Consider the following 20,251-nt stretch of genomic DNA (forward strand, 5'->3'; position numbering starts at 1 on the left):
ATCGAGCGGCGCGCAGAACGGCCGTGACGCAGAGATGCCCCGGACCTTCCGGTCCGGGGCATCTCTGTTCTCTGAGGAGGAGACTCAGGCGCGAGCGGCCTCCGTGACGCGGCGAGCCGCGGCGAGGGCCTGGTCGAGGTCGGCCTTGAGGTCTTCGATGTTCTCGATACCCACCGAGAGACGCACGAGACCGGGGGTGACGCCCGCGGTGAGCTGCTGCTCCGGAGTCAGCTGGGCGTGCGTGGTGGACGCCGGGTGGATGACGAGCGAGCGCACGTCGCCGATGTTGGCGAGGTGGCTGAACAGCGAGAGGCTGTTCACGAACTCGCGACCGGCCTCCACGCCGCCCTTGAGCTCGAAGGACAGCACGGCACCGACACCCTTGGGGGCGTACTCGTTCGCCTTCGCGTACCAGGGAGAGGAAGGCAGACCCGAGTAGTTGACCGTCGCGACGTCGTCACGGTTGTCGAGCCACTCGGCGATCTCCTGCGCGTTCTGCACGTGGCGCTCGATACGCAGCGACAGCGTCTCGATGCCCTGGATGAGGTTCCAGGCGCTCTGCGGAGCGATCGCGGAGCCCAGGTCGCGCAGCAGCTGCACGCGCGCCTTGATGATGTACGCGAGCGCGTCGCCGACCGCGGCCGTGTAGCTCGCGCCGTGGTAAGAGGGGTCCGGAACCGTGAGGCCCGGGAACTTCTCGACGTTCTTCGACCACTCGAACGAGCCCCCGTCGATGATCGCGCCGCCGATGGTGGTGCCGTGGCCGCCGAGGAACTTGGTGACCGAGTGGACGACGATGTCGGCGCCGAACTCGAACGGACGGATCAGGTATGGCGTCGCGATCGTGTTGTCGACGATGAGCGGCACGCCGGACTCGTGCGCGACGTCGGCGACCGTGCGGATGTCGAGGATGTTGATCTGGGGGTTGCCGATGGTCTCCGCGAAGAACAGCTTGGTGTTCGGGCGGACGGCGCGACGCCATTCCTCGGGGTCGTCCTGGTTCTCGACGAATGTGACCTCGATGCCGAGCTTCGCGAGCGTGTACTTGAACAGGTTGTAGGTGCCGCCGTAGATGGAGCTCGAGGCGACGAAGTGGTCGCCGGCTTCGGCGATGTTCAGCACGGCGAAGGTCGAGGCGGCCTGACCGCTGGCGAGGACGAGAGCGCCGGTGCCCCCCTCCAGAGCGGCGAGGCGCTGCTCCAGCACATCCTGCGTCGGGTTCTGGATACGGGTGTAGATGTTGCCGAACTCCGCGAGGGCGAAGAGGTTCGCCGCGTGGTCCGCGCTGTCGAAGACGTAGGAGGTGGTCTGGTAGATCGGCGTGGCGCGAGCCTTCGTGACCGGGTCGGGAGCGGCGCCCGAGTGAATCTGCTTGGTCTCGAAACGCCAGGTCTCGGGTGCGGACATGTTGTTCCCCCTGGAACTCGTGGAAGGTCGATGGCAGATGCCGTTTCAGCGAGAGTACGGAACTTCGGGTCGTGTCAACAACGGGTGGGAAATGTGACGTAACAGTGGGAGCCGCCGAAAAGACACGGAACATCGTACGGTGGAGGCATGGCCAACAGACGTGCAGTGGTGACAGGTGCGAGCTCGGGAATCGGTGCGGCGACGGTGCGCGCTCTCCGATCCAGCGGATGGGACGTCGTCGGCGTCGCGCGACGAGAGGATCGTCTCTCGGCGCTCGCCGCGGAGACCGGCGCATCGGCGATCGCCTGCGACCTGACCAACCCCGATGCCGTCGACGCGCTCGTCGCGGAGCTCGAGAAGTCCGGCCCCGTGCATGCGCTCGTGCAGGTCGCCGGTGGTGCCCGCGGGACCGATCGTGTCGAGGATGCATCGATCGAGGACTGGCAGTGGATGTTCGACGCCAACGTGCTCGCCACTCAGCGTCTCGTGGCCGGTCTCTTGCCGTCGCTGCGTCGTGCCGCGGCGGCCGACGGCCACGCCGACACGATCTTCGTCACCTCGACCGCCGCGCAGACCGCCTATGCAGGTGGGGCCGGATACAACGCCGCGAAGGCGGCGGAGGCGATGTTGGTGCGTGTGCTCAGACAGGAGCTGAACGGCGAGCCGATCCGCGTCGTCGAGGTCGCCCCCGGCATGGTGCACACCGAGGAGTTCACGCTCAACCGCCTGGGTGGTGACGCAGTGGCGGCCGAGGCCGTCTACTCCGGGGTGGAGGCTCCGCTTCTTGCCGACGACGTGGCCGACGTCATCCGTTACGCGCTGGAGTCGCCCGGCCACGTGAACCTCGACCAGATCACGATGCGTCCGGTCGCACAGTCCGCCCAGCACCTCCTCGCGCGCGGGCCGCTGCGCGTGCGTTCCATCGACTGACGATGGCGCGGACTCTCTCCGAGCTCGCCGCCGACGGCCAGATCGACGACGGATGGGCGCAGGCGCTCGCTCCGGCACAGGACGACATCACCGCGTTGGGGGAGCGGTTGAGGTCCGAGCAGGAGGCGGGCCGCGGGTATCTGCCCGAGGGGCGCAATGTGCTGCGCGTGTTCCAGCGGCCGCTCGCCGATGTGCGGGTGCTCATCACCGGTCAGGACCCGTACCCCACGCCAGGGCATCCGATCGGTCTGTCCTTCGCCGTCGACCGAGAGGTCCGCCCGCTGCCGCGCAGTCTCGGCAACATCTACAAGGAGCGCGAGACCGACCTCGGCATTCCGCCTGCCCCGCACGGCGACCTCACGGCGTGGAGCGACCAGGGCGTGCTCCTGCTGAACCGCGTGCTCACGGTGCAGCCCGGCGCCGCGGGCTCTCACCGCGGCTGGGGATGGGAGAAGGTGACCGAGTTGGCGATCCGCACGCTCGTGGCGCGCGAGCAACCGCTGGTCGCGATCCTGTGGGGCAAGGATGCTGCGAACCTGCAGCCGCTTCTCGGTGAGACTCCGGTGATCGCCTCGGCGCATCCGTCTCCGCTGTCGGCCCGCCGAGGCTTCTTCGGCTCCCGTCCGTTCTCGCGCGCGAATGCGGTGCTTGCGGGCATGGGCGCGGCACCGGTGGACTGGCGGGTGGAGGGCGAGCCCCTCGTTCCCTCAGCGCCCCCCTTTCCCTAAGCTGGGCGCATGCAGTTCGAACCGGGGGACCGACGCCGTGTCCTTCCTCGTCATCTGCGCCCCGCCGTTCCGGTCGAGGTCTTCTCTTACACCATCCGGCCGGTCAGGGCCGTAGACCTCCCGCACGTGCGCGAGATCTACAACCACTTCGTGAGCAACTCCGCCGTGACTCTCGACGAACGGCGCAGCAGCATTCCGTACTGGCGGGAGAAGTTCGCACTGCTCACGAAGTTGAATCTGCCATTCCTCGTCGCGGTCTCACCGGCCGGCGTGGTGCTCGGCTATGCGCTCGCGCAGCCGTGGGCGGGGAAGAACGCCTACCGCTACACCGTCGAAGATTCGATCTACCTCGGCCCTGGCGCTGGAGGGAAGGGTCTGGGAGCCGCGCTGCTGCAGGCGCTGATCGACGCGTGTGAACAGATCGGCATCCGCGAGATGGTCGCCGTGATCAGCGACAGCGGCGCGGAGGCATCGATCCGCCTGCACGCAAAGCTCGGTTTCGAGGAGGCCGGGCGCATGGGCCGCGTCGGCTACAAGTTCGGTCGCGAACTCGGCACGGTCTACATGCGGCGTGCACTGCGTCCGAGCGGCCGGCGCCGCGGACTCTTCTCGTCGAGCCGCGGCCGCTAGAGCGCGGCGGTGCCGGAGTCGCCCGCGGGGATCACCGGGATCGCCGCGAGCAGCGCCTTCGTGTAGCCGTGCTGGGGGTGCAGCAGCACGTCGGGTGTCGAGCCTCGCTCGACGATCGCCCCGTCCTTCATGACGACGATCGTGTCGCAGAGGTTCTGGACCACACCGATGTCGTGCGACACGAGCACAAGGGTGAGGTCCGTGGTGCGGCGCAGCTCGATCAGCAGCTCGAGGATCTGCGCGCGCACCGTGACGTCGAGCGCCGAGAGTGGTTCGTCGCCGATCAGGATCCGCGGGCGGTGCACGATGGCGCGGGCGAGCGCGATCCGCTGGCGCTGCCCGCCGGAGAACTCGTGCGGGTAGCGATCCGCCATGTCGGGTTCGAGCCCGACCTGCGCGAGCACCTCGCGCACGCGGGCACGGCGGTCGCCCTCGATGTCGAGGGCCCACAGGGGCTCGCCGACGATCTGTCCCGCCGACATGCGGGGGTCGAGGGACGCATAGGGATCCTGGAATACCAGCCCCGTCTCTCGGCGCAGCCAACGCAGCGACTTCGCGGAGGCGGATGCATCCACCGTGCGCCCTTCGACGCGCACGGTGCCGCTCGTCGGCCGGTCGAGGCCGAGCAGCAGACGGATCAGCGTGGACTTGCCGGATCCGGATTCGCCGATGATGCCCAGGGCCGACCCCTCGGCGACGTCGAGGTCGGTCGCGGCGAGCGCGGTCTGCGTGCGGGAGCGCTCGAAGGTCGACCGCTTCGGCACGAAGAAGTCGCGGCGCAGTCCGCGTGCTTCGATCAGACTCACTGCGCGCCTCCATCCGGACGCCAGAGCGTCGCCGTCGCATCGCGCAGCAGCCCCTGTGTGATCGGCGACGTGGGAGCCGTGAGCAGGTGCTGCACAGAGGCGGCTTCGACCACCCGTCCGTGCTCCAGCACCACGCCCTCGGTCGCGACCTGGGCGAGCACGGCGAGATCGTGCGTGATGAACACCAGCGACATCCCCTCCTCCTCGACGAGGGAGAGCAGCAACGAGAGGATCTCCGCCTGGATCGTCACATCGAGCGCCGTGGTCGGCTCATCGGCGATCAGCAGTTTCGGGCGGCACGCGAGTGCCATCGCGATCGCCACGCGCTGACGTTGTCCTCCGGAGAGCTGGTGGGGGTAGCGATCCACGATCGATGCGGGATCGGGGAGGCGCACGCGGGCGGCCTCGGCGATCGCGCGTGCACGGGCCTCTCGTCGACCGATCCGCTCGTGGATGCGGATGGACTCTGCGATCTGACGGCCCACCGTCCGGATCGGGTTGAGGGCGGTTCGCGGCTCCTGGAACACGATGCCGATGTCGTCACCGCGCAGTCGGGCCAGTTCCCGGTCGGGCCGGCCGATCAGCTCGGTGCCGTTCCAGCGGATGCTCCCGCTCGTGGTCGCGCCGTCGGGCAGCAGGCCGAGCACGGCCAATGCCGTGAGCGACTTGCCCGATCCGGATTCGCCGATCAGGCCGAGGCGGGCACCGTCAGGCACGTCGAAGGAGATGCCGTCGACGACCCGGCGTCCGTCGATCTCGACGACCAGGTCCTGCACGGAGAGCGTCATGCGACCACCGCCGGGATGTGGGTCTCGGCGGCGCGGTGGCGCAGCGTCGGGTCGGTCGCCTCTCGCAGTCCGTCGCCGAGCAGATTCAGTGCGAGCACTGTGATCGTGATCGTGAGGCCGGGCCAGATCACCGATAGCGGATGCACGCCGACATAGCGCTGCAGGTCGGCGAGCAGGATTCCCCAGCTCGGCTCGACCACGGAGGCTCCGAAGCCGAGGTATGACAGACCCGCCTCGGCCAGCACGGCCACCGCCATCGACCATGACAGCTGCACGATGAACACGGGGGCCACGTTGGGCAGCAGGTGCCGCACGAGGCTCTGTGCAGGGGTGAGCCCCGAGGCCTTGGCCGCCAGCACGAAGTCGCTCTGCTGCACGCGGCGCAGCTCGGGGCGCGTGACACGGGCGATGTTCACGCCGAACCCGATGCCGACCGCCCAGATGACGACCCACAGCGATCCGCCCCAGACCGAGGAGATCATCATGGCGATCAGCAGGACGGGGAAGGCGATGAGGAGGTCGACGAAGACCGCGACCGTCTCACGGATCCACCGGGTGGTGAGGGCGCCGAGCGCGGCCAGGGCGATGCCGATCACGGTGGCGACGATGCCGGCGCCGACGCTGACGAACACGGCCGTGCGAGAGCCGGCCATGATGAGGCTGAGGATGTCGCGCCCGGTGTCATCGGTGCCCAGCAGATGTGGCCAGCTCGGCGGGAGCCAACGGTCGCCGATGTCGGAGGACTGCGGATCGAACGGCGTCCAGAACGCCGACACGATCGCGGTCACCGCGATCACGGCGACGACGATGAGACCGAATCGGCCGGTGGCGGTCTGCCAGAGCCGGCGGAGCCAGAGCGGGGTCATGCCGCCTCCCGCTGTCGGGGGTCGATCGTCCGGTGCAGCAGATCCACGAGGAATCCCACCACGAGGACGAAGCCGGTGAGTACGAGCAGCTCGCTCTGCACCTTGATCAGATCACGGGTGCCGACATCGGCTACCAGCATGCGTCCGATGCCCGGAAGCGTGAACAGCTGCTCGATCACGACGGATCCGACGATGATGCCGGCGACCTGGAGCCCCAGCACCGTGATGATGGAGAGTCCCACCGCGGGGATGCCGTGCTGGATGAGTGCGCGTGTGCGGGTGAGTCCCTTCGCGGCGGCGGTGCGCACGAAGTCCTGCCCTGCCGCCTGCAGCGTGGCGCTGCGCACGAAGCGCATGAGCATGGCGCCCTCGACGATGCCGATGGTCAGCGCCGGGAGCAGCAGCGATTCGATGGCCTTGCCCGGAGTCGACCATCCGGTGCGCGGGAACCCCTGCGGCGGCAACCAGCCCAGCCAGACGGAGAACACGACGATCAGCATCATTCCCGCCCAGACGACCGGTACGGCGGCCAGTGCCTGCGCACCGATGCTGAGGGCTGTACCCCCGCGACGGCCGCGCAGAATCGCGGCGAGGATGCCGAACGGCACCGCGATCAGTACGGCGATGAGCAGCGACATGATGCCGAGCGGCACTGTGACCTGCGCTTTGAGGAACAGCTCCTCGCCGACGGACGCGCCGGAGAGGAGCGAGGTGCCGAGGTCACCGCGGAAGATGCCGCCGATCCAGTCGGTGTACTGCGCGAGCAGAGGTTGGTTCAATCCCAGCGATTCCCGCAGCGCCTCGACTTCGGCGGGGGAGGCCTGTGTGCCGGCGATCAGCTGAGCGACATCGCCGGGGAACACACGCAGGGTGAGGAAGATGAGCACGCTCGACACGAGGAGCCCTGCAATGAGCAGGGCTCCTCGGACGAGCGCGTAGCGGATCACGAGGTGGCGACCGCCGCTTACTTCTCGGCCGACACGGTGACGTCGGCGAGGTTGATGCGCGAGTTGATCGAGTCCTCCGGGAATCCGGAGACCGTGGGGTCGACGGCCGTGATGGTCTCGCCGTTGTACAGCCAGTCGGCGGCGTGGTCCTCGGAGACGATGCGAGCGGCCTTCGCGAGCAGCGCGGCGGACTTGTCGGGGTCCACCTCCGCCTGCGCCTGCGAGTACAGGTCCTGCACCTCGGCGTTGTCGTATCCGAAGTAGTAGTCCGGGTTGGCGAAGTTGCCGAAGTCGCGCGGCTCGACGTGCAGCACGAAGCTCAGGTCGTAGTCGTGGTTGGTGTAGACGTCTTCGAGCCAGGTCGGGAACTCCACCGAGTCGACCTTGAGCGTCACGCCGACCTTGTTGAAGTCGGAGATGAGCACCTTCGGCACGGTCGTCCCGTAGAACGACGGGATCGTCAGGGTGAGCTCGAGGTTTTCCTGTCCGGCCTCGGCCAGCAGTTCCTTGGCCTTCTCGGGGTCGTAGGAGATGACATCGGAGAGGTCCTCGTAGCCTGGGTCGAGCTCGGGGATCGGACCGTACAGCGTCGTTCCCGCGCCCACGGCTTCGATCAGCGCGTCGTGGTCGATCGCCAGTCGCAGCGCTTCACGAACGCGGACGTCGTCGAGGGGAGCCTTCTTGTTGTTGAAGGCCAGCGTCGCCTTGTCGGTGGTGCGGCCCTTGGTCAGCGTGAAGTCGCCCTCGAGCTGGGAGGCCAGGTTCGGGTCGACGGCGGTGAGCACCTGCACGTCTCCGGCCAGAGCCGCGTTCACACCGGCCGTGAAGTCCGGGATGTACTGGAACTCGACCTCGGCCAGGCCGGCCTTCTCGCCCCAGTAGTCGTCGTTGCGGGCGAAGGTGATCGTACTGCCCTTGTTCCAGCGCGTCAGAGTGAACGGGCCGGTACCGTTCTCCGCCGTCTTGAGGTCGGTGGTGTCGTCTGCCTTGAACACGAGACCGGCCGGGCCGGTCAGCGCGAACAGGAAGTTCTGGTTCGGCTCGGAGAGCTTGATCTCGACCGTCTTTCCATCCGGCGCCGTGATCGAGGTGACGGGGGCGAACTCCGCATTGCCCTGCACGGTCTCATCCGTGCGTACGGTCTCGTACGACGCGACCACATCGGCGGATGTCAGTGCGGTGCCGTCGTGGAAGGTGATGCCGTCGTTCAGGGTGAAGGTATAGGTGAGACCATCGTCGGAGACCGTGTAGTCCGAGGCCAGGCGGCCCTCGATCTCGTTCTCCTGCGTGCGGGTGACCAGGCCCTCATAGATGTTGTCGATCAAGATCTGTTCGATCGCTGCGCCGCTGGTGTGGCGGATGTCGAGGTTGGTGGGCTCGAGCACGAGGCCGACCTGCAGGGTGGCGTCGGGGTCGGGGGTGCCGGTCGAGGTCGCTGCCGGCTCGGGGGTGCCGGAGCAGGCGCTCAGGATCACGGCTGTAGCCGCGAGCGCGGAGATCAGCGCGAGACGACGGGTGCGTCGGAACATGGACATTTCCTCTCGGTGCGGCAGGTGCTGTGTGCCGGTGGGTCGAGCCTAGGGATCAGTGGTCGGGGGGAGAGCAGACGATGGAATGGAACGTCACAAAGCGGAGCGCGCTGACGCGGTTGCGATGAGTGCGGCCAGCTCCCGCGGGGCGGTCTCCTGTACGTTGTGCGTCGCGTCGACGACGACGACGCGAGCGGCGGGCAGACGCTGCTGCAGCTCCGCGGCATCCGCCTCGCTCACGAAGCCTCGCGCGGCGCGAACCAGGGTGAGCGGAGCACTGACTCCGGCGAGATCGTCCCAGCCGGTCTCGTGCAGTGCGGACGGAGCAGCCTCGGAACCGGGGGCGTGCGCGGAGAGCGCCTGGGCCGCGAGGTGGGCGAAGTGGTGCTTCCACTCCACTCGGCCGTCGGGGCGCACACGGGTGTTCAGGAAGACGCCGCGCTCGGTGTCCGGCCGGGTCCCCCCGAAGCCGAGCGAGATGGCCCGGTCGACGAGCTCATCACGCGTCGCGAAGTCGGTCGGACCGGCGTAGAACTCGCGCAGTGCAGCGGGTCCGGCCGAGGTATCGATGCCCGGGGTGATGTCGACGACCACGAGCTCCGCGACGAGGTCAGGGCGGGCGGAGGCGAGGGCGGCGCCGGTGAGTCCGCCCAGGGACTGTCCGACGACGAGCTGCGGCTCGGTCGTCCACGTGTCGAGAGCGAGCGCGACGTCGGCCGCCAGCGTGCGCGGCGTGTAGTCGAGGTCGTCGCGCCATGAGGAGTCGCCGTGGCCCGCGAGATCGATCGCGAGGAGCGGCTGCTGCGCCGCGAGTGCCGTGGTGTCCCAGGTATGGGCGTTGAGGCCCGCTCCGTGGAGGAGCGTGACGCGCGGCGACTCCGAGCCGAAGCGCAGAGCGCTCAGAGTCCGTCCATCCGGGAGGGAGAGAGTCAGCCGCTCGACCGGGGGCACGGGAACGCCCAACGCGTCGGCCTGTGCGGGAAGATAGCTGAACTCAGTGATGTCGATCGCCACGTGGATATTCTGCGCCCGTTTCCCGCCGGGTCGGAAATGCGAGAGCAATGTGACAATTGATTACCACTTGTTTCTTTGCGTGATGATTAACAAAGAGTGGCTTGAGGCAGCATTCTGCATTTTCCTGCAACGGGCGCATCCGCCGCAGCGGGCCGACGCGTTGAATATCATGGAGACATGAGCGAGACGCGAGTGCACCTGTCCAAGACCGAGCCGGCCGCGTACCAGGCGCTCGACGCCTTCGCTCGCACCGTCGGCGAGATCTGCGCGGCGAATGGAATCGACGAGCGTCTCAAGGAGCTGGTCATGATCCACTGCTCCCAGCTGAACGGCTGCGCGTTCTGCGCGCGGATCCATGTGGATCGCGCGCTCGCCGCGGGCGTCGACACTGACACCCTCACCCAGATCCCCACGTGGCGTGAGAGCGGGGTGTTCAGCGAGCGCGAGCGCGCGGCGCTCGAGCTTGCCGAGGCGTTCACGTTCATCGCCGATGAGGGTGTCTCCGACGAGGTGTACGACAGGGTCGGGAGCGTCTTCACCGAGAAGGAGTACGCGGCGCTGAGCTGGGCCTGCGTCTCGATCAACGCGTTCAACCGCATCGTCATCGCAGGACGGTACCCGGTGCCCGCGCGCACGCCACAGGCGCAGGCATGACGATCCTCGATGTCGGCGGCGTCAACAACGTCCGCGATGTCGGGGGGATTCCTGCGGCAGGCGGGCGCATCCGTCCCGGAGTGCTGTTGCGCTCCGGCCAGCTCTCCGGTGCGACGACGGCCGGCGCCGCCGAGCTGCGCACGCGCGTGCGCCACATCGTCGATCTGCGCGACGGGGAGGAGGTCGCTGCCGAGCCTTCGGAGATCGAAGGCCCCGACACCACCCACCTGCCGCTGTTCCTCGGATCGGTCCGGTCGTTCTTCGAGTCGGATACGAGCCTCGATGAGCTCTACCTGCACCTGCTCGAGGAGAGCAGCGAGCGCCTCGTCGATGCGATCCGCATCATCGCGGCGGGGGAGCCGACCCTCGTGCACTGCACGGTGGGCAAGGATCGCACCGGCGTGACCGTCGCGCTGGCCCTCTCGGCAGTGGGTGCTGATCGGGAAGCGGTCGTCGCGGACTACGCTCTGACCGAATCGCAGCTCCCCGCGCAGCGGTCGCAGCGCATCGTCGAGTACCTCCGGGCGCAGCATCCGGAAGCCGTTCATGCTGTCGCGCTCGCGACGCAGTCACCTGCTCCGGTGATGCGACGCCTGCTGGAGCAGGTCGATGAGCGATGGGGATCGGCCGCCGGCTACCTGCTCGCGCACGGGCTGCGTCAGGACGAGCTGGATGCCCTCATCCGCACCCTGGTCGAGCAGACAGATGATTCTCGGGACTGAGGGGTCGTAGTCAGGTTAGGCAAGCCTTCACTTGGTGTACGATGGATGCACCATGGAAACCTCTCTCGATGTCCGCAGCACGCGCGCTGAGCGCCGTGCCGCTCGTCGACGTGCTCACCACCTGGTGACGGCCGATGAGCAGTCGCTCGCCGAGCTCGAGGTCTTTCTGACCACTCTGCCGTTGTGCGCATCGGGACGGATCTTCATCGAGGTTCCCGAGGCCGGCGACATCGGCGTGATCGACGCGCCGGGCCGCATGACGGTGACCTGGCTCGCTCGCTCAGCCCGGAGCGGAGCTCCGGGCTCCGGTCGTTCCTGCGCACCGGGAGAGGCTCTCGCCCGGGCGACCTGCGCCTGGGCCGACGAGATGCTGTGCGACGACGAAGAGGGCACCGAGACGCACGTCACGCTCCTGGGCGGTTACCTGGGAACGGCCGACATCGTCGACCATCTGACCGCGACGCTCGGCATCGAGGCCGGGATGATCCACGCCCCGGAACGCTTCGGGCTGCTGCCGTCGGAGCGCTGAGCCTCAGCGCGTGCGTCGCACGTAGTTGCCGTCCTCCAGTCCCGCTTCGATCTCGAAACGGTTGCGCAGCGGGTCGCGTCCCGCGAACAGGTACAGCACCGGCATCAGGAATCCATAACGCAGCCACTGCGCCTTGTGCACGGCCTCGTGGCGCAGCACCGCATCGGTCGGTCGCGCATCGCCGGTGAGGAAGCAGCCGCCGACGCAGACGCCTCCGCGATTGAAGGTCCACTCGGGCATGCCGCGGAACACCCAGAGCCCCGCCCGGCGCTCCACCGGACCGGTGGACCAGATCGCGCCCCAGATCCATCCGACGGACGTTCCCCACCAGTAGCCGACGCGGCTGAGGGGCGAGCGCAGCAGGAAGGACGGGATGCGGCGGTCGAACCGTCGACCGCGCGCCAGGGCCTCGTCGGCCGCGGGGCGCCAGTCCACGCTCACGCGACAGCCCCGACGAGGCGCAGGAGCGCGCCGAGGTCGTCCACCGCGTCGACGGGCGAACGCGGGGCGAAACCGGCGATCGTGGCGCCGGCGAGCGGGACGTGTTCGCGCAGACGTCGGATGGCGGCGCTCAGAGCCGACGGGGAGAGGCCGAAGGGTGCCGGGGATGAGACCCCCGAGAAGTCGGCGGGATCGAGCACATCGACGTCGATGTGCACCCAGACACGGCTCGCTCCGGTCGCGCGTACGGCTGCGACGAGGGAGTCCGGTTCATCGAGGTCGCTGACCGAGAGGTTTGCGAAGGGGGCGATCTGCTCGACTTCGGCATCGTCGAGGGTGCGCATGCCCACCGTCACAATACGCTCACGCGCGATCCCCGGCGAGAGCGCGAGCTGCCCTTCACCGTCGCCGAGGAGAGCGCGCAGTGCCATCCCGGAGAAGGCACCGGACGGCGAGGTGTCCGGGGTGTGCATGTCGGCGTGGGCATCGCACCACACCACCGCCATGTCGTCGGTGCCGCCCGGGAGCGCCTCGAGCGCCGCAACCGTCACACTGCAGTCGCCGCCGATGACGATCGTGTCGTTCGTGATGTGAGACGCGATCTCCTCCCGCGTGCGCAGCAACGCGCTGAGTCGGCGCACACCGGTGCCGAGCGATTCTCCGGCCTCGACCGGCACATCGAGCACGGTCGTGGCGGCGCGGGGGAGATCTCCGGCGATGGCTGAAGCGCCGTCGACGAGGAGCATCGCTCGCGGTGCCGGCGAGCCCTGCCATTGCGGGACGACGAGGAATCGCACCATGGGTGCCTCCGGGAATTGAAGTGCTGATGCCCCGGGCGCGGGGCCCGGGGCATCAGAGGGGTGTCAGGAGCCTTCGATGGCCGTGCGCGGTGCGGTGCTGCCGGCCTTCAGCTCGGCGAGGCGAGCCTCGACCTCGGTCAGCTCCCCCAGGTCTTCCAGGCTCTCGAACTGGGCGTCGAGGCTCGACGCCGCGAGCTCGATCTTGCCCTGGGCGATGGCCTCCTGGCGACGGACCTTGTCTTCGAAACGGCCCAGTTCGCTCGTGGGGTCGAGCACGTTGATCGAGCTGACAGCATCCTGCACCTTGGTCTGCGCCTCGGCCACCTTGGCGCGTGCGAGGAGTTCGCTGCGCTTGTTCTTGAGCTCGACCAGCTTGTCCTTCATGCCGTTGAGGCCGCTCTTGAGCTTGTCGACGATCTCGGTCTGCGCGGCGATCTGCGGCTCGGCGCTGGTCGCCTCGCGCTCAGCGCTGATCTGGCGCTGCAGAGCGATCTTGGCGAGGTTGTCGAACTTGTCCGCGTCGACGGTGTCGCCGCTCTTGCGCATCTCGTCGGCCTTACGGCTGGCGGCCAGCGCCTTGTTGCCCCATTCGGTCGCGGACTGCACGTCTTCCTCATGGTCGCGCTCGAGCAGACGCAGGTTTCCGATCGTCTCGGCGATCGCGGACTCCGCGTCGGCGATGCTGTTCGTGTAGTCGCGAACGAGCTGGTCGATCATCTTCTGCGGATCTTCCGCGGAGTCCAGGAGGGAGTTGATGTTCGCGCGGACGAGGGTCGAGATACGTCCGAAGATGGACTGCTTGGTCATGGGTGATTCCTTTCAGATGGTCTGAGTCGAAGTCTGCGTGATGTGTCTATGAAGTTCAGAAGCGTCCCCCTCCGGAACGGCCGCTGCGGCCACCTCCGGACCGGCCCCCTCCTCCGAAACCGGAGCTGCGGAAACCGCCGCCACCGCTCGAACGCCAGCTGCTGCTGCGCGACGAGGAGCGACCGCCACCTCCGCCGCCGGAGAGAAGTCCGCCGATGATGCCGCCCAGGATGTCGCCGGCGATCCCGGAGCCGCCCGAGCCGGACCCTCCGCCGAACGGTCCGGTGCCCCAGCCGCTGTCGTCATAGCCCCGCGAGTTGTACGCGGAGACGTCTGCGGACGCGGAAGCGATCGCCTGCCGGGCGAGGTCGAGTGCTCTGGTCGCCTCGGTCAGAGCGGCCTCGGGGGAGGTCTCACGCAGGCTCAGAGCCTGGGTGAGACTCGCGTCGGCCTGGGAGAGACGCGTGCGGGCAGTCGACCCGACCGTGCCGCGGCGGGTCTCGATGAACTCTCGTCCTGTGCGGATCTCGGATCCCGCCTGGGCCAAGGTCTGCTCGAGCATCTGCTGCGCCCGGCGCGCCCGTTCGACACTCTCACGCCCCTGGGCGATGGCCCCATCGATCTGGGTGTTGGCCGCGGTCAGGGCCTCGAACGCCCGCTGCGGGTTCCGGGGAGGCACGGTGAGGTCGGACTGCGCCCGCTGGAGCTGCTGGAGCGTCGACGACGCGGCGGCGGCCACGGCGCCCTGCGGGTCGGGAAGCTGCTGCGCCGTCGCGACATCGTTCTGAAGTTCGGCGACGAGCGCCTGAGCCTGTGTCTCGATGGCGGCCAAGTCCGCCCCGAGCCCGGAGATCGCCTGCACGAGCTGCGCCGCCTGGGCGACCGACTGCTCCGCCGTGCGGATCGCGAACGCGGCCTCACCGGACTTCCCCTCGGCGATGGCCAGCGCTGCGGCGTCGATCGACCGATCCGCGAGGGCCGCGCGCTCCTGAGCCTGGGCGGGGTTCTCTGCCACAGTGGCCAGGACTGCGGGATCGTAGGTGGCGACCAGCGCCGCGAACGTGGCGGGTGCGCTGGCGAGGAGGAGCTGCAGTGCTGCGCGCTCCGCCCGCACCCGCTCCAGTTCGTCCGGTGCGTTCTGCTCCAGCTTGCGGAGCTCGTCGAAGGCCTCGGTGTTGTCATCGAGCAGATCGTCGATCTCATCGGCGATCTTGATGATGCGGATGTTCCAGGCGCGACGATCCTGGACCGTGTCCTCGATCTCGTCGTCGAGCTTCTGCTTGAGGTCGAACGCCTCCGTCATCTTGGTCTTCGCCGCTTCCACGACATGCGTGAACTCGGCGGTGGCTGCGTCGCCGAACTGGGCGACCGCGAACCCGAGCTCCTCGCGGCTGGACGTGATCGCGTCGTCGGCCTGCACGAGCGCCAGAGCCGCCTGGTTCGCCACCTGGTCGTCGGTGAGTGTGGAGAACGGGTCGTTCGGATCGGGGGTCTCGGGCATGGCCCCGCGCTTGCGGATCGCGGCCGCGCGACGTCGGCGGCGCACAAGAGCGATGATCGCCCAGAGCAGGGCTGCGACGGCGATGATCGCGAGGATGATGAGGAACACCTGTAAGGCACCGGCGCCCCCATCTCCCTGGATCTCATCCGCCGCGAGGATGATCGCCCCTGACCAGTCGTTCTGCGCGAGCAGCGGCTGGATCTTCTGCTCGACGTCGTCGAGCTTGCTCCCGCTGAGCGGACCGTCCGCCGCCGCGGAGATGTAGTAGCTGCGCTGATCGACCGCGATGGCCAGCAGATACTGCTCGGGGCCGAGATTATTGTTCTCCGCGACCGTGTCGGCCCACTCGATCCGATCGCTCGGGGACGTGAACTCGTCGACGAGCACCACGAACAGGTCCGATGTGGAGTTCGCGGTGAGCTCCTGAAGCCGTGCCTCCACGGCGGTCGACTGGTCGGCGCTCAGGACGCCCGCGCTGTCGGTGACGTATCCGGAGTCGAGTGTCAGCGGGTCCGTTGCCGATGCGGTGGTGGCGCTCATCATTCCCGCGAAAACTGCCGTCACGACCGCAGCCGCTGCCAGCCACCGAGACCTCATCGTGTTCCCTCCGACTGACCGCCGTACCCCATGTGCCGAGTCTATGCACAGACCCCGACACGCGACAGCTTCCCGCGGCGGATCGCCGTTCGCCCTCAGCGGAGGCACATACGCTGGAAGGCATGGACGACAGGTACGGATCGGATGTGCTGGCAGCGGGATGGCGCGAGCGCGCCGCGAAGCCGGTGCCGGAGGTGCCCGCAGAGATCGATCTCGTGGTGGAGGTCGCGGACGACGGCTTCTGTGGAGCGGTGACGCGGGTGCAGGGCGGCACCGTGGAACTTGAGGACCGCCTCGGCCGCAAGCGCCTCTTCCCCCTCGGCGGCGGTTTCCTGATCGACGGTGGCGCCGTGCGTCTCACCGTTCCGGCCGCGGCACCGCAGGGCACGCGGCGCACGGCTTCCGGATCGTTCGCCGTTGCGGATCAGCGCGCTCGCGTAGCGCTGCCCAGCCGCATCCTGGTCGAGGGCAAGCACGATGCGGAGCTCGTCGAGAAGGTGTGGGGTGCGGACCTGCGCGTCGAGGGCGTCGTCGTCGAGTTCCTGCAGGGCGTCGATCTGCTCGATGAACTGCTCGATGCCGAACCCCCGAGTGCGAAACGGCGCTACGGGGTGCTGGTCGATCACCTCGTTCCCGGATCGAAGGAGTCGCGCATCGCCGAGGCCGTCGCGCGCGGACGGCACGGGAAGCACGTGCTCATCGTCGGGCATCCGTTCGTCGACGTCTGGCAGTGCGTCACCCCGCGGGCACTCGGGGTCGCACGGTGGCCGGAGATCCCGCGCGGAACGGACTGGAAGACCGGGATCTGCCAGGCCTTCGGCTGGCCGCACGAGACGACGGCCGACACCGGTCGCGCATGGCAGCACATCCTGAGCAAGGTGCACACGTACCGCGATCTGGAGCCCGCGCTGCTCGGCCGTGTCGAGGAGCTCATCGACTTCGTGACGCCACCGCAGGCCTGACCAGCGGTGGCGCGGACGTTGCAGCGTCCCCGGCTACCCTGGAGGCATGCCTGAACCCCGCACCTTCCGTGACGAGCCGGTGTCCTTCGTGCGCCGGAGCGGCCGGATGTCCGAGGCGCAGGAGCGCGCCTTCTCCGAGCTGGCCCCGCACTACCTCCTCGACGTGCCGCGCGACGTCGCCTGGACATCGGTGCACCCGGAGGCACGACTCGATCCTGCCGCGGAGTATGCCCGCGACGCCGACCTGTACGTCGAGATCGGCTCCGGCCAAGGACACGCCATCGTGGCCGCCGCGACCTCACGGCCGGATGACGACTTCCTCGCGGTCGAGGTCTTCCGTGCGGGGCTCGCCCGCACGATGCTCGATGCCGATCGCGAAGGAGCACGCAATCTGCGCGTGGTCGAGGCGAACGCCCCTGAGGTGCTCTCGTCGTATCTGCCGGAGGCTGGGGCCCGCGAAGTCTGGATCTTCTTCCCCGATCCGTGGCACAAGAAGAAGCACACCAAGCGTCGTCTCGTCCGGTCCGGCTTCGGGGCCACCGCCGCGCGGGCGTTGCGCGACGGCGGGCTGCTGCGCCTCGCCACCGACTGGGAAGACTACGCGCTGCAGATGCGCGACGTGCTCGACGCGGATCCGCTGTTCGAGCGGGCCTTCGAGGGCGAATGGGCGGAGCGGTTCGACGGGCGCGTGATGACGGCGTTCGAGCGCAAGGGCATCGCGAAGGGTCGAGACATCCGTGATCTGACCTACCGGCGCCGCCCGCGCGCATGAACGACGTGCACAGCGCGACGAGGGTCTGGCCGGGCATCGCCCCCGCGATCCTCGTGTGCGCCGCGGCGCCCGCATTCTTCGTGCTCGAGATCCCCTGGCTGGGGTGGATGCTGCTGGCGCTCGGTCTCGCGGCGGCGTGGTGCATGGAGCGCGGACGCGTGGCGGCGCCTGGTCCTTCGCTCACCCGCGATCTCTCGTTGATCGCCGTCGGCTTGCTGATCGTGAGCGTGATCCCGTTGGCAGCAGAGCTCGACAACCTGGCGATGCTGCGCTTCACGCTCGCGCTCGGAGGAGCGGTCGCCGTGCCGTATGTGGTCTCCCGCTACCTGTACCGTGACCGCGCCATCGCCTTCCCATGGCGCACGCATCGTCGCTGGGGGCGGCTGCAATGGGGATGGCTGGTGGCCGTCCTGGTGCTGGGCTGGTTGATCCTGCCCTTCTACTTCATCACCAGCGGGGTTTATCAGAACTGGCCCGTCGTCGACACCCCGGACCTGATCGCCCGGCTGTTCGTCGGGGTGGGCGCCGTCGGCATCTGGGATGAGCTGTTCTTCATCTGCACCGTCTTCGCGCTACTGCGTCGGCACTTCCCGGATGCGCTCGCGAACATCCTGCAGGCGATCGTGTTCGTGTCGTTCCTCTGGGAGCTCGGCTACCGGGAGTGGGGACCGTTGCTGACGATCCCGTTCGCGCTGCTGCAGGGATTCATCTTCCTGCGCACACACTCGTTGGCCTACGTGGTCACCGTGCATCTGCTGTTCGATGCCGTCGTCTTCGCCGTGCTGGTGCACGCCCACAATCCCGGCCTGCTGCCGATCTTCCTCGTCTAGAGGTCGGCCGCCCGGACTCGCCGCGCGCACCCCAGGTTTGCTGCGCAGCACCCCGGCGCGGGACAATCAGCACATGCTCATCGTCGGTCTGGTCCTCGCCGCGGCTGCTGCCGCTTTCCACGTGTTCATCTTCGCGCTCGAGTCGCTGAAGTGGACCGAGCCCGAGACGAGGAAGATCTTCGGCGTCGCGACGGAAGCGGATGCCATCACGATGAAAGGCCTTGCGTTCAACCAGGGCTTCTACAACCTGTTCCTCGCACTCACCGCGCTCCTGGGCATCGGGCTGACGATCGTCGGGTTCTCGACCGTCGGTCTGACCCTCGTCTTCGCCGGCACCGGCATGATGGTCGCGGCGGCACTGGTGCTCGTGCTCTCTGACCGCACCAAGCTTCGCGCCGCCGCGATGCAGGGAACGCTGCCGCTGCTCGCGGTCATCGCGACCGCTGTCGGCGTCGCGATCGGCTGAACGGTCCGGGCGCTCAGCCGCGGATCACCGCGGCGACCGCGCTCACCTCGATCAGCGCGCCCGGCACGCCCAGCCCGGCGACGAGGGCGGCCGTCACCAGCGGCGGCGCTCCTTCGCGGGCGAGCGTCGACGCCACCGCGCCGTATGCCGCACGCAGGTCGGCATCCTGGTGGATCAGCACCGTCCAGCTGATCACGTCGTCGAGCCCCGCCCCGACGGCCTCGAGTGCGACTCTGGCGTTGTCGACGGCGCGAAGCGACTGCTCCGCCGCATCGTCGGAGACGAGGGCGCCGGTGTCATCGACGCCGTTCTGCCCGCCGACGTAGATGGTGGTGGCGCCGGGGGGAACGACCGCGACGTGGCTGAACGCGGGACTGACGACGAGCCCTGGCGGCTGCATGAGTGTGATGTCCATGCGGAGAGTGTGCGCCGGGCCTCGGACATCGGCAAGGGGCCGCGTGTGCCCCGCCGAGCGCGCAGAAGAAAGGGCCGCCCGCGTACGGACGGCCCTTCCGATCACACGATCAGAACCGCACGAGCACCTTGCCGACGCGACCAGGCGTCTTGCTGAGACGCACGGCGTCGGCGATGTCTGCGGCGTCGAACACTCCGGCGACCGGTAGCGTCAGCGTCCCGTCGGTGACGCGCTGGATCAGTTCGCCGAACAGGGCTCCCCGCGTGGCGGCATCGAGCTGCTGGATGACCTTGCTGCCCCAGAAGCCCTTGACGATGGCCTGCTTGAAGATCACATCGGAGGAGGCGATCTCCATGACGGGAGAGTTCATCGCTCCGAAGGCGACGAGTGTGCCACCCTCGCTGAGCAGCGAGAGCACGTCGCCGGAGGCCGAGCCGCCGACCGAGTCCACGCCGGCGACGATCGGTGCGCCGCCGGTGAGACGAGCGGCCTGCTCGCGCCAGTCGTCCTGATCGGTGGAGATGACGTTCTCGATGCCCTGGGCGCGCAGCTCTTCGACGCCCTCGGCGCGGCGTACCAGTCCGAGCACGTGAACACCGCGGGCGGCGCCGAGCTGCGCGAGCATACGTCCGACCGCCCCGTTCGCTGCGTTCTGGACGATCCAGTCGCCCTCGTTCACGTCGAGGAACTGCAGCAGGCTGATCGTGCTGAACGGCATCGAGACGAGCTGGGCAGCGCTCTCATCGGAGAGCGCGTCCGGGACCGGGATGAGTCCGGCAGCGTTCGCCACGATGTACTCAGCCCAGGCGCCGAAGGTGCCGCCGGTCGCGACGCGCTGCCCGACGGTGAGGTGTTCGACGCCCTCGCCGAGCGCGTCGACGATGCCGAGCGCCTCGGTGCCGGAGGCCGCCGGGAGCTCGGGCTTGTAGCCGTAGGTGCCGCGGACGGTCCAGATGTCATGGTTGTGGATGGGGGAGAGGACGATACGCAGGCGGACCTGCCCTGCTCCGGGTTCCGGAACGGGGCGCTCCTCGACCGCAAGGACGTCTTCGGCTTCGCCGAACCGGGAATGGATGAGTGCACGCATGATGAGGTTCCTATCCTTCGCGA

The 20,251-nt window shown here is 68.4% G+C and carries 23 protein-coding genes; 10 read left to right on the forward strand and 13 right to left on the reverse strand.

The window, feature by feature from the left end:
- Positions 1-84 precede the first annotated feature (84 nt).
- Complete coding sequence (locus KZC51_RS09605) at positions 85-1,407, reverse strand: bifunctional o-acetylhomoserine/o-acetylserine sulfhydrylase (protein WP_247629757.1); 1,323 nt, start codon at positions 1,405-1,407, stop codon at positions 85-87.
- Positions 1,408-1,554: 147 nt separating this feature from the next.
- On the opposite strand from KZC51_RS09605, the gene KZC51_RS09610 reads away from it, so the two are divergent.
- From KZC51_RS09610 to KZC51_RS09620, 3 genes are read left to right on the forward strand one after another with little or no spacing between them, the layout of a single operon-like run.
- Positions 1,555-2,337: an SDR family oxidoreductase gene (locus KZC51_RS09610; protein WP_247629758.1), complete on the forward strand. Its 783-nt coding sequence runs from the start codon at positions 1,555-1,557 to the stop codon at positions 2,335-2,337.
- A 2-nt stretch (positions 2,338-2,339) separates the two neighbouring features.
- A complete protein-coding gene (locus KZC51_RS09615) occupies positions 2,340-3,065 on the forward strand; it encodes a uracil-DNA glycosylase (RefSeq protein ID WP_247629759.1) in 726 nt (241 codons plus the stop codon).
- A gap of 9 nt (positions 3,066-3,074) precedes the next feature.
- Positions 3,075-3,695 carry a GNAT family N-acetyltransferase gene (locus KZC51_RS09620; RefSeq protein ID WP_247629760.1) on the forward strand — a complete coding sequence of 207 codons (621 nt, stop codon included), beginning with the start codon at positions 3,075-3,077 and terminating at the stop codon, positions 3,693-3,695.
- Here the strand turns inward: KZC51_RS09620 and KZC51_RS09625 are convergent.
- The 6 genes from KZC51_RS09625 to KZC51_RS09650 all read right to left on the reverse strand — a co-directional run bounded on the left by KZC51_RS09625 (position 3,692) and on the right by KZC51_RS09650 (position 9,651).
- Positions 3,692-4,501, reverse strand: a complete 810-nt coding sequence (locus KZC51_RS09625; RefSeq protein ID WP_247629761.1) for an ABC transporter ATP-binding protein — start codon at positions 4,499-4,501, stop codon at positions 3,692-3,694. The two genes, KZC51_RS09620 and KZC51_RS09625, sit on opposite strands and share 4 nt — an antisense overlap.
- Entirely contained in the window at positions 4,498-5,289 is a 792-nt protein-coding gene (locus KZC51_RS09630; protein ID WP_247629762.1) for an ABC transporter ATP-binding protein, read from the reverse strand. The genes KZC51_RS09625 and KZC51_RS09630 overlap by 4 nt, the downstream gene beginning before the upstream one ends.
- Positions 5,286-6,155 carry an ABC transporter permease gene (locus tag KZC51_RS09635; protein WP_247629763.1) on the reverse strand — a complete coding sequence of 290 codons (870 nt, stop codon included), beginning with the start codon at positions 6,153-6,155 and terminating at the stop codon, positions 5,286-5,288. The genes KZC51_RS09630 and KZC51_RS09635 overlap by 4 nt, the downstream gene beginning before the upstream one ends.
- Complete coding sequence (locus KZC51_RS09640; protein WP_247629764.1) at positions 6,152-7,102, reverse strand: ABC transporter permease; 951 nt, start codon at positions 7,100-7,102, stop codon at positions 6,152-6,154. Before KZC51_RS09640 ends, KZC51_RS09635 begins: the two co-directional genes overlap by 4 nt.
- A 17-nt stretch (positions 7,103-7,119) precedes the next feature.
- Positions 7,120-8,631 (reverse strand): ABC transporter substrate-binding protein, encoded by a 1,512-nt coding sequence (locus KZC51_RS09645; protein ID WP_247629765.1) that lies wholly within the window; start codon positions 8,629-8,631, stop codon positions 7,120-7,122.
- A gap of 93 nt (positions 8,632-8,724) precedes the next feature.
- Entirely contained in the window at positions 8,725-9,651 is a 927-nt protein-coding gene (locus KZC51_RS09650) for an alpha/beta fold hydrolase (protein ID WP_247630628.1), read from the reverse strand.
- Between the two features lie 171 nt (positions 9,652-9,822).
- Between KZC51_RS09650 and KZC51_RS09655 the strand changes: the two genes are divergently transcribed.
- Genes KZC51_RS09655 through KZC51_RS09665 form a run of 3 tightly spaced genes read left to right on the forward strand, consistent with a single transcriptional unit; the run spans position 9,823 to position 11,550 of the window.
- Entirely contained in the window at positions 9,823-10,299 is a 477-nt protein-coding gene (locus tag KZC51_RS09655) for a carboxymuconolactone decarboxylase family protein (protein WP_247629766.1), read from the forward strand.
- Positions 10,296-11,021 (forward strand): tyrosine-protein phosphatase, encoded by a 726-nt coding sequence (locus KZC51_RS09660; protein ID WP_247629767.1) that lies wholly within the window; start codon positions 10,296-10,298, stop codon positions 11,019-11,021. The genes KZC51_RS09655 and KZC51_RS09660 overlap by 4 nt, the downstream gene beginning before the upstream one ends.
- Before the next feature lie 52 nt (positions 11,022-11,073).
- A complete protein-coding gene (locus tag KZC51_RS09665; RefSeq protein ID WP_247629768.1) occupies positions 11,074-11,550 on the forward strand; it encodes an SIP domain-containing protein in 477 nt (158 codons plus the stop codon).
- A gap of 3 nt (positions 11,551-11,553) precedes the next feature.
- Here the strand turns inward: KZC51_RS09665 and KZC51_RS09670 are convergent, their stop codons facing one another.
- The 4 genes from KZC51_RS09670 to KZC51_RS09685 form a co-directional block, all read right to left on the reverse strand.
- Positions 11,554-11,991 carry a Fe-S oxidoreductase gene (locus KZC51_RS09670; RefSeq protein WP_247629769.1) on the reverse strand — a complete coding sequence of 146 codons (438 nt, stop codon included), beginning with the start codon at positions 11,989-11,991 and terminating at the stop codon, positions 11,554-11,556.
- Positions 11,988-12,791 (reverse strand): arginase family protein, encoded by an 804-nt coding sequence (locus tag KZC51_RS09675; RefSeq protein ID WP_247629770.1) that lies wholly within the window; start codon positions 12,789-12,791, stop codon positions 11,988-11,990. Before KZC51_RS09675 ends, KZC51_RS09670 begins: the two co-directional genes overlap by 4 nt.
- Positions 12,792-12,854: 63 nt before the next feature.
- Positions 12,855-13,598, reverse strand: coding sequence for a PspA/IM30 family protein (locus KZC51_RS09680; protein WP_247629771.1), 744 nt, complete (start codon positions 13,596-13,598; stop codon positions 12,855-12,857).
- Positions 13,599-13,653: 55 nt separating this feature from the next.
- Complete coding sequence (locus KZC51_RS09685) at positions 13,654-15,696, reverse strand: TPM domain-containing protein (protein ID WP_247629772.1); 2,043 nt, start codon at positions 15,694-15,696, stop codon at positions 13,654-13,656.
- A gap of 122 nt (positions 15,697-15,818) precedes the next feature.
- Here KZC51_RS09685 and KZC51_RS09690 point away from each other — a divergent pair, with 122 nt between their 5' ends.
- From KZC51_RS09690 to KZC51_RS09705, 4 genes are all read left to right on the forward strand, one after another.
- Positions 15,819-16,658 carry a DUF3097 domain-containing protein gene (locus tag KZC51_RS09690; protein ID WP_247629773.1) on the forward strand — a complete coding sequence of 280 codons (840 nt, stop codon included), beginning with the start codon at positions 15,819-15,821 and terminating at the stop codon, positions 16,656-16,658.
- Between the two features lie 46 nt (positions 16,659-16,704).
- Positions 16,705-17,430: a tRNA (guanosine(46)-N7)-methyltransferase TrmB gene (trmB, locus tag KZC51_RS09695; protein ID WP_247629774.1), complete on the forward strand. Its 726-nt coding sequence runs from the start codon at positions 16,705-16,707 to the stop codon at positions 17,428-17,430.
- A complete protein-coding gene (locus KZC51_RS09700) occupies positions 17,427-18,260 on the forward strand; it encodes a CPBP family intramembrane glutamic endopeptidase (protein ID WP_247629775.1) in 834 nt (277 codons plus the stop codon). Before trmB ends, KZC51_RS09700 begins: the two co-directional genes overlap by 4 nt.
- Positions 18,261-18,333: 73 nt before the next feature.
- On the forward strand, positions 18,334-18,726 hold the full coding sequence (locus tag KZC51_RS09705) for a DUF1304 domain-containing protein (RefSeq protein ID WP_247629776.1): 393 nt from the start codon (positions 18,334-18,336) through the stop codon (positions 18,724-18,726).
- Positions 18,727-18,739: 13 nt separating this feature from the next.
- On the opposite strand, the gene KZC51_RS09710 is transcribed toward KZC51_RS09705, so the two are convergent.
- Entirely contained in the window at positions 18,740-19,141 is a 402-nt protein-coding gene (locus KZC51_RS09710) for a RidA family protein (RefSeq protein WP_247629777.1), read from the reverse strand.
- Positions 19,142-19,250: 109 nt separating this feature from the next.
- Positions 19,251-20,228 (reverse strand): zinc-binding dehydrogenase, encoded by a 978-nt coding sequence (locus KZC51_RS09715; protein ID WP_247629778.1) that lies wholly within the window; start codon positions 20,226-20,228, stop codon positions 19,251-19,253.
- Positions 20,229-20,251 lie beyond the last annotated feature (23 nt).

This window comes from Microbacterium croceum (assembly GCF_023091245.1).
Lineage (GTDB): Bacteria > Actinomycetota > Actinomycetes > Actinomycetales > Microbacteriaceae > Microbacterium > Microbacterium croceum.

Bases quoted from the DNA above. Each gene is read 5' to 3' on its own strand.
- KZC51_RS09605 (WP_247629757.1), bottom strand. From the start codon at position 1,407: ATGTCCGCACCCGAGACCTGGCGTTTCGAGACCAAGCAGATTCACTCG.
- KZC51_RS09610 (WP_247629758.1), top strand. From the start codon at position 1,555: ATGGCCAACAGACGTGCAGTGGTGACAGGTGCGAGCTCGGGAATCGGT.
- KZC51_RS09615 (WP_247629759.1), top strand. From the start codon at position 2,340: ATGGCGCGGACTCTCTCCGAGCTCGCCGCCGACGGCCAGATCGACGAC.
- KZC51_RS09620 (WP_247629760.1), top strand. From the start codon at position 3,075: ATGCAGTTCGAACCGGGGGACCGACGCCGTGTCCTTCCTCGTCATCTG.
- KZC51_RS09630 (WP_247629762.1), bottom strand. From the start codon at position 5,289: ATGACGCTCTCCGTGCAGGACCTGGTCGTCGAGATCGACGGACGCCGG.
- KZC51_RS09635 (WP_247629763.1), bottom strand. From the start codon at position 6,155: ATGACCCCGCTCTGGCTCCGCCGGCTCTGGCAGACCGCCACCGGCCGA.
- KZC51_RS09645 (WP_247629765.1), bottom strand. From the start codon at position 8,631: ATGTTCCGACGCACCCGTCGTCTCGCGCTGATCTCCGCGCTCGCGGCT.
- KZC51_RS09655 (WP_247629766.1), top strand. From the start codon at position 9,823: ATGAGCGAGACGCGAGTGCACCTGTCCAAGACCGAGCCGGCCGCGTAC.
- KZC51_RS09660 (WP_247629767.1), top strand. From the start codon at position 10,296: ATGACGATCCTCGATGTCGGCGGCGTCAACAACGTCCGCGATGTCGGG.
- KZC51_RS09665 (WP_247629768.1), top strand. From the start codon at position 11,074: ATGGAAACCTCTCTCGATGTCCGCAGCACGCGCGCTGAGCGCCGTGCC.
- KZC51_RS09675 (WP_247629770.1), bottom strand. From the start codon at position 12,791: ATGGTGCGATTCCTCGTCGTCCCGCAATGGCAGGGCTCGCCGGCACCG.
- KZC51_RS09680 (WP_247629771.1), bottom strand. From the start codon at position 13,598: ATGACCAAGCAGTCCATCTTCGGACGTATCTCGACCCTCGTCCGCGCG.
- KZC51_RS09685 (WP_247629772.1), bottom strand. From the start codon at position 15,696: ATGAGGTCTCGGTGGCTGGCAGCGGCTGCGGTCGTGACGGCAGTTTTC.
- KZC51_RS09690 (WP_247629773.1), top strand. From the start codon at position 15,819: ATGGACGACAGGTACGGATCGGATGTGCTGGCAGCGGGATGGCGCGAG.
- trmB (WP_247629774.1), top strand. From the start codon at position 16,705: ATGCCTGAACCCCGCACCTTCCGTGACGAGCCGGTGTCCTTCGTGCGC.
- KZC51_RS09700 (WP_247629775.1), top strand. From the start codon at position 17,427: ATGAACGACGTGCACAGCGCGACGAGGGTCTGGCCGGGCATCGCCCCC.
- KZC51_RS09705 (WP_247629776.1), top strand. From the start codon at position 18,334: ATGCTCATCGTCGGTCTGGTCCTCGCCGCGGCTGCTGCCGCTTTCCAC.
- KZC51_RS09710 (WP_247629777.1), bottom strand. From the start codon at position 19,141: ATGGACATCACACTCATGCAGCCGCCAGGGCTCGTCGTCAGTCCCGCG.
- KZC51_RS09715 (WP_247629778.1), bottom strand. From the start codon at position 20,228: ATGCGTGCACTCATCCATTCCCGGTTCGGCGAAGCCGAAGACGTCCTT.